This window comes from Acinetobacter piscicola, from assembly GCF_015218165.1.
Taxonomy (GTDB): domain Bacteria; phylum Pseudomonadota; class Gammaproteobacteria; order Pseudomonadales; family Moraxellaceae; genus Acinetobacter; species Acinetobacter piscicola_A.
Window position 1 is genome coordinate 1 of record NZ_CP048668.1, and the last position, 7,423, is coordinate 7,423.

Sequence of the window (7,423 nt, forward strand, 5' to 3'; positions counted from 1 at the left end):
AAAGCTTGAACTATGACCCAGTGCAGTTAAATCAAGCATTCAACGTGATCAAGCGTAAAAGTAGAAGATGACCCTTTATTTTTCTGCGTAGCAATGTTTTACATTGCTGTACTCGAAAAAAAAAGTGTCTTAATTTTGAACAAATTGCAGGTTTTGATGTGGTAACAGATTTATTTTTGCGAAAATTCAACGAATGAGAAAAAAAATCTTGCAATAGTTGTAGAGTAGCTTCAAATTGAGTGCAATTAGATACATTTTCTTGAATTAGAAAATGTACAGACCAAAAAAAAGCCCCAGTTTTCGACGACGCAAGGCTTCTTTTTGGCTTCATCAACCGACTTGTTAGTAGCTGAATCCACAATGTATAGGCGTATTATGAAGTGGATACAGCGATTTAACAAGTCTAAATAACTGACTTGTTTATGCTGAAAACTGTAACAGCGTTTAATTTACGCAAAAAAGCCCTACTTTACGAAGATCAACAGACCAAAAGGTCTGATCTTGACGCATCTCTTAGCGTTTTTCGTCTTTCAATTCCTGATTCATGCCCGCTATGGACTTCAAAAATTGCGCTAGCAGGTGAAAAACCAACATGGTTTCACAAAGATGAGCCTGATTTTGCTGATTTCGCATATTTAAAGACTGCTACAGACTTTAAAGTCGGCACACTGATCATTGATATAGACAAGCCAGTTGCGGATACGATTGAAGCAATCATCTACAGCACTTCAAATGCTCCAATTCCTAATCTAATTATTAAAAATCGAGCAAATAAGCATGTTCAGCTTGTTTACTGTCTAAAAAACTGGGTATGCATAGATACAAGTAATCGAAAAGGTAACTACAGCACAAAAGCACACAGCCTCTATAAAGCCCTAAAACGCCATCTAAACGGTATTTTTGGCGGTGATGATGCTTATCATAACTTCATCGCTAAAAATCCATTTTGTGAGCAATGGGACGTTATCGGGATGCGTTCAACAAGCTATGAGATGTATGAACTTGCTCGAATTTCAGAACTAGAAGTCAAAAGCACAACATTTATTGAACGACTACAAGCTAAACAGACAGATAAAGCACTAAAACAAGCGTCAGATCGTGCAACAGTAGCCAAAGGGGAGCGTAATGACTTCTTGTTTAATACTGTGCGTGTACGTGCTTATAGTCTTTACAATAAATACGCTAAAGACTGGACAAGACAGCAATTTGAAAACTGTTTGAATGATTTTGCGAACGAATTGAATGAAACAAAGTGCAGTCCACCCGTTCAACCAAGTGAAGTTGCTACGATTTGCCATAGCATCACGAATTACTGTTATGGGGCGTTTGGAGAAAAGCAAAGAATGACAAAGTCTGAAATTAGTGAAATTGCTGCGAAATGTGGGAAAAAAGGGGGTAAAGCCAAAGGATATGCCTATTCAAAACAAAGACAAGAGGCTCGAAGACTACATAAACGTGGAAAGAAAGCCACAGATATAGCAAAACTCACTGGTTTATCAATACGCTCAGTCTATAACGCAATTAATGAGTCTAAATCTCGAAAAACGGCTATTAAAACAGAAAAAACAAAAGTGCAAGAAATTAAAGTAAAAAACATTAAATATCATAGATTTAGCCCTATATTTAATGCAAATAACTATCAGTGTAGTGTGCTCTTGGTAAAAGAATTACGTAGTAATTCTCATCTTGTATGCGAGCGAAGCGAGCCAAAGCGTATTTTAAAGCCTCTAAATCTTAAAACTTCAAATATTCAAACTGTGAAACTCTTTAATCAATTAAATATTTAAGCTTAGTCGTAAGCAAAGAGTTTGTTTTTGCTTTTCCCCCCCTCAAATAACTCACGATCTAATTTAGTCTGATTCAGCAATAATTACAGATAGCCTTTGTTTTTGTGTAACAACATTCTGATGAATATTGTTAGCACAGAAACAAGATGCTATTGTAATTAAGCAAGCCTACTCTGTAGCTACAATTTTCAGCCCTGCTACGCAGTTCCGAAAAGTTGTAGCACAGAAGTCTTGTTGGATGGCTTCGCCCCCAAACCCCCAAAAGCAAAACCCTCAATAGGGGAGTGGTAAAAATGGATGATGAAGACTTAACAAGATTTAAAAAGATCAATCCAAAATCAGAAGTTAAACGTCTACGTCTGACAGTTGATGAAAAAAATCAGCTTGATGATTTTCTTGAGAAAAGAAACTTACAGTTTAGTGACTTCAACAATCGACTAATTAAAAATGCGATTAGTACAGAATTTCATTTAGTTGAAATTGAAAACTATGTGAAACCCACATTTCCACTCAAACAAAAAAAGCATCATCGACCACCGCCAAAAGTAGACCCAGCAATTTTATTTGAACTTGGGCGAGTTGGTACAAATCTGAATCAGTGTGCTAGAGCTTTAAATCTTATTAAAAATGACAGACAACAAGAGTTGGATCTCACTCAAGAATTTAGCTTTATCGAGTGTCTGCAAGTGCTTCAAGCAATTCAAGAAGATATACATGCCGTGATCGGTGAAATTAAAAAAACAACAATGTCCGATACCGCTATCGAAAATGCACGAAGCCGAGTCATCAAAGCCGTTGAGCTAACGGAGGTCGAAACCGATGCACATTAAATTCACCAAGCATGGTAAAGGCTGTCCACGGAAAGCCGTTGGCTACTTACTTGCTGAAAAAGATGCAAAAGGCGATTTGCGTCCTGATATTCAGACGCTTAGAGGTGATGCACAAACATTTGTTGCCATTACTGAAAGCCTAGATTTTGATTATCGCTATAGCTCCGCTGTCATTGCTTGGTCAAAAGAAGACAATCCAACGGATGCACAGATTCAAGAAACTTTAGACCAGTTTGAAAAACATGCTTTTGCTGATTTAGACCCAACACGCTATCACATGAATGCCGTGCTACACGTAGCTCAGGACGGTTCAAAGCATGTACATATTTTGGTGCCGCGTGTCGATCTTGAAACAGGTAAGTCATTAAATATTGCGCCACCCGGTCACGAAAAATATTTCGACAAAGTTCGGGATTATTTAAATGAAAAACATTCCTGGTCCAAGCCTGACGACCTTGCAATTTTAAAAGCTGATGTACAGCTACCGCACCACACACATTCCCAACGTGCAGCGGCCGTTGAAATCAACTTTTCAGGTAAAACCAAGCCTGAAAAAAAGGAACTTTTAAACAAAATTATTGGTCAACGCATTAACGCAGGCGTGATTCAAGACCGTAGTGATGTTGTCCAAACACTTGCTGAATACGGAATCATCACACGAAATGCTAAAGACACTATTTCAGTCAAATTACATGGTGATAAGACAGCCGTGAAGTTGGCAGGGGAGTTTTATAAAGATGGATTCAATGTCACTGCTTACGCAGAAAATCGAGCTAGAGCAGAAGCAGATCAAAGCGCATCAAGAGCAAATGAAGTCGATGCAAAACGAGTTAATGAACTCTATAACAAACTTCAACGAGCAACTGAATCAAGAGCTAGATTCTTTGCAGACAAATACCCGACAACGCTTGCAGATCATAGACAGCGAGATACTACAGCACAGTCAAGTTTTGATCAGCAAAACACAAGACCAGACGGAATCAGTTTACAAGCTCACCCAGAAATCAGCAGAGCTATTGAATCAAGTACAGATTTTAGTGAAGCAAGCAGAAAGCCTGAATATTCAGAGCTTAGAGCAACAGCAGACACAGCAACAACAGCAGAAAATCAGTCTAATTTTGTCAGTATCATGCACAGCGTTACTGCTAATTCTGATTATAATTTTATTGGTGAAGTGAATGAGCGAATTACAGCAGTTAATCAGTCAGCAAGTCAGCTTGCTACAGAAACAGAACGAGCTACAGCAGACTTGTATCAACGAACAGAAGAAGTACATCGAGCACTTAGAACAGCGCAACACAGCACTAATTCAGCAGATGAGCCAAGTTCCGCAACTCGATTTGACAGAATCTTTACAGAAATTCGGAATGCAAGCGCAAAAACATTTGCAAGAGAAATTGCTTACTGTACTGGACAACTCGAACATCGAAAAATTAGTGCAGAGCAAGATCAATCAAGAACTAAAACCAATTCTGGACGATATACAGCTCACACAATCGCAATTAACGAAAGCACTTTCGACAGCATCATCATTGAATACAGCAACAAACAACGAAATCAACGTCAGCGAGTTAAACAACAAGCTTCAGAAGCTAGAACTTTCAGTCAACAACTTGATCGAACAACTAAACACATTGATTTAATTGCACGACAACTCAGTAATGTTGTGATTAAGCCGAAGCCCTGTACTGATTTAACTCGATATTTCAAAAACAATGGTTATCGCTCACCGACTGCGGAGCGTATTGCTGTTTGGTCAGAACGTCAGCATGAAGCATTTAAGAATCGAAATATTGAGCAAGTCGCTTACTACATCGAAACCAAATTTCAAGAACTAGGACACTATAAGCACTACGAAAAGGGGCTAAGTCGAGATGAAATTGATATTGTAAACAAGATGATACGCAATGATGAGCGCATTATTGATTATATGAAAAAATCAGGCTGTCATCTGAATTACGACACTCGACAAAAGCTCAATCGAACATTCTCACTTGAACGAACTTCAAACGAATATCGCTTAAATGATCTTGTTAAAAAAGAAAACGAAGTTAAGCCGTTATTTCAGGCGAAGCCTGAAACAAAAGCTATTGAACGTAATAATGACAACGGATTCACAATGTAGGAGATGAAAAAATTATGAAAATAGATATTAGCGAGCACTTTGAAACATCATCAATCAGTGACGTTGCTTATGCTGCAATGCTTACTTTTTCTGAAATGGAAAATGTAGACTTGTCTTATTTACATGATGTGTACGAACAATTAAATGCAGAAAAACATTGGCTGTTACAGCTAAATTGGTGTCATGAAAAAATGGACAATCAAAACTTTTTTACTTTGTGTAAAAGCTATTACGTTTTGCGTTTTTTTGTTTTCCCTTTTTGCTGAGCCTTTTTTGGATAAAATATTTGGTACTCACCCTTTTTTATATCGGGTAATTGCTACCTAAATATTACATGATTAATGGAGGAAATTATTTATGACATTTAGTAACGTAGAAAATACACGAGTATGGTTTATTACAGGAGCGAGCAGTGGACTAGGATACGAGTTCACTAAAAAAGTACTAGAGTCAGGAGATAAGGTTGTTGGTGTTGCTAGAAATATTGAAAAACTTAATGAGTTAAAATACCAGTTTGAAGGAATGTTACTTCCGTTAAGTCTTGATGTTACTGATAGAAGTGCTGTTTTTACTACAGTGGAAACTGCCATTAAACATTTTGGAAGGATCGATATTGTCATTAACAATGCAGGAAATATGGTATTGGGAATGATTGAAGAATTTAGTGAAGATGAAGTTAGAAGTCAAATGGAGACTAATTTCTATGGTGCAATTTGGATTTGTCAAGCAGCTATGCCGTACTTACGGACACAAGGATCAGGTCATATTATACAGATATCTAGTATTGGTGGACTGATTACTGGTCCAATGTCGGGAATCTATAGTGCTAGCAAATTTGCTTTAGAAGGATTTAGCGAGGCATTAGCACAAGAAGCTGCACATTTTGGTGTAAAGGTATCTATCGTTGAACCCGGAGGCTATTGGACGAATCTATACTTAAAAATGAGTTTTACCACACAGAACAAAGAGTATGATTCATTACGTGAGAAGTTGGCTCAACAAAACTCAACCGAATCAGTTGATAGTGACCCTAAGTTGGCTGCCGAAGCTATAATGAAACTGGTTAATAGTGAGAATCCGCCTCTCCGATTGATTCTAGGAAGCCTTGTTTATGATTTAGCTGTTGAAAATGCAGAAAAACGTATATCTACATGGAAAGAGTGGGAATCAGTCAGTCGTTCTGCAGAACATGGGATTCCTGCACCAGAAGGATATGGAATAATCGAGGAATAGAAGATCAAAAAAATATTGAGATTATTTTTAAGTATGCCGCAATCGGGCGCGATTGTTGAATAAGTAAAATTAAGAGTGGCTACGGCTACTCTTTTTTTATTTGGCCAGAAGGAAAGATAAACGGGAAGTGTCAACGGTAAATGTCTGACTGGAGCAAAGCGGAAGGAATTTAAGGAGTTGATACGAGCCACTGATTTTCCACCCTCTCGGCATTGACAAAACTTTGTTTTGTCCTGCCAACCGGCGAGGGAGCCCCCTCAAAAAGTGAGGGGGTTGGGGGAGTTTTTTGGAGGGGGTCGAGGGGAAATTTTTCCCTCGTGGGTTTGGGCAAAGCCCATGGTTTTTTTACTTGATCTTGGGAATGAATTTGCAACCGTTGCGGAAAAGCGCAAAGGTGAAAATCTCATTTCTGTTACTAGGAAAAAGAAACGGCAGCAGCGGTTATTTTTTTGCTTTTGACTTTGGGAATCTGGCACAAGCCAGGTTCTTGCTTTGACCCTCGGAGAGCACACCTTTACGAATGTAAAGTATAGTGTGTTATACTTTACTTGGAAGATAACTCCGAAATGAGGTGCATACAATGAGTTTTGCAGTGGCTAGAATGACGAAATTAAAAGCTGATAATTTAGTCGGCATTGGCAATCATGACCAACGGAAAACGGTGGTGTTTCAAAAAGTATGCTGACATTAAATGAAGCCATTATTGATGTAAAAAAAGGTTAAGTCGAAAGCTTTAAAATGGTTTTCAATCTTTTTTGAAAAATTACAACTCCTTCTAAAACCGCGCCTAATTCGATGCCTTATTTTGCAATTATTACCTTCAATACCTACAGTAAAAAATTTACCAATACTTTGCTTGCAGTTTTTAAAAGCAGTTATGAAACTGTCCCAATGATCACTTGCAATTCGGGTGTAGTGAATACCTAATTGTTTAAGCTTTGCCTTCAATCGTTGAACTGTAGCTAAGTCTCTTTTACCCCAAACATAAGCAACAATCTCACCTGTTTCTCGATGGTAGGCGTAAATAAGCCATTGTTTATTATTTTTATTTCCCACAAAAGTCCAAAACTCATCAACTTCAAGAGACTCATAATGACTTTGTTTAGGCTGAATTTGGTAGGTCGATTCGGTTAAAGTACGTAAAACTTTACCGATACTGATTCGCTCAACTTCAGCGATATCTCGTATACCACTACCTCTGACCATCAACTGTAATATTTTTCGAGTAATGCCTGAATGACATCCTAGATAGCTCAGAGCATGGTCACCAATAAACTGACGTTTACAGTCTTTGCACTGATAGTTTTGTTTCCCATCTACTTTGATGCCATTTTTCTTTATACTGTCACTGAGGCAGGTTGGACATTTGATTTCTAGAGTTATTCGCATTTCTCTATTTTATCAAAATTCAACCTGCTTTGTTTCAGCATACTTTTTGAAACACCACC

6 protein-coding genes are annotated in these 7,423 nt (G+C 37.9%); 5 read left to right on the forward strand and 1 reads right to left on the reverse strand.

Features of this window, described 5'->3' with window-relative positions; all coding sequences use genetic code 11:
- Positions 1-422 precede the first annotated feature (422 nt).
- From G0028_RS20945 to G0028_RS20965, 5 genes are all read left to right on the forward strand, one after another.
- Positions 423-1,787, forward strand: a complete 1,365-nt coding sequence (locus tag G0028_RS20945; RefSeq protein WP_180047895.1) for a replication initiation protein — start codon at positions 423-425, stop codon at positions 1,785-1,787.
- 293 nt (positions 1,788-2,080) lie between these two features.
- Positions 2,081-2,617 carry a plasmid mobilization relaxosome protein MobC gene (gene mobC, locus G0028_RS20950; protein ID WP_180047897.1) on the forward strand — a complete coding sequence of 179 codons (537 nt, stop codon included), beginning with the start codon at positions 2,081-2,083 and terminating at the stop codon, positions 2,615-2,617.
- Positions 2,607-4,742, forward strand: a complete 2,136-nt coding sequence (locus tag G0028_RS20955) for a relaxase/mobilization nuclease domain-containing protein (protein WP_180047899.1) — start codon at positions 2,607-2,609, stop codon at positions 4,740-4,742. The genes mobC and G0028_RS20955 overlap by 11 nt, the downstream gene beginning before the upstream one ends.
- Before the next feature lie 14 nt (positions 4,743-4,756).
- Positions 4,757-5,008: a hypothetical protein gene (locus G0028_RS20960; RefSeq protein WP_180047900.1), complete on the forward strand. Its 252-nt coding sequence runs from the start codon at positions 4,757-4,759 to the stop codon at positions 5,006-5,008.
- A gap of 91 nt (positions 5,009-5,099) precedes the next feature.
- On the forward strand, positions 5,100-5,975 hold the full coding sequence (locus G0028_RS20965; RefSeq protein WP_012478242.1) for an SDR family oxidoreductase: 876 nt from the start codon (positions 5,100-5,102) through the stop codon (positions 5,973-5,975).
- Between the two features lie 687 nt (positions 5,976-6,662).
- Here G0028_RS20965 and G0028_RS20970 read toward each other — a convergent pair.
- Complete coding sequence (locus G0028_RS20970; protein ID WP_015586042.1) at positions 6,663-7,364, reverse strand: IS1-like element ISPa14 family transposase; 702 nt, start codon at positions 7,362-7,364, stop codon at positions 6,663-6,665.
- Positions 7,365-7,423: the final 59 nt, after the last annotated feature.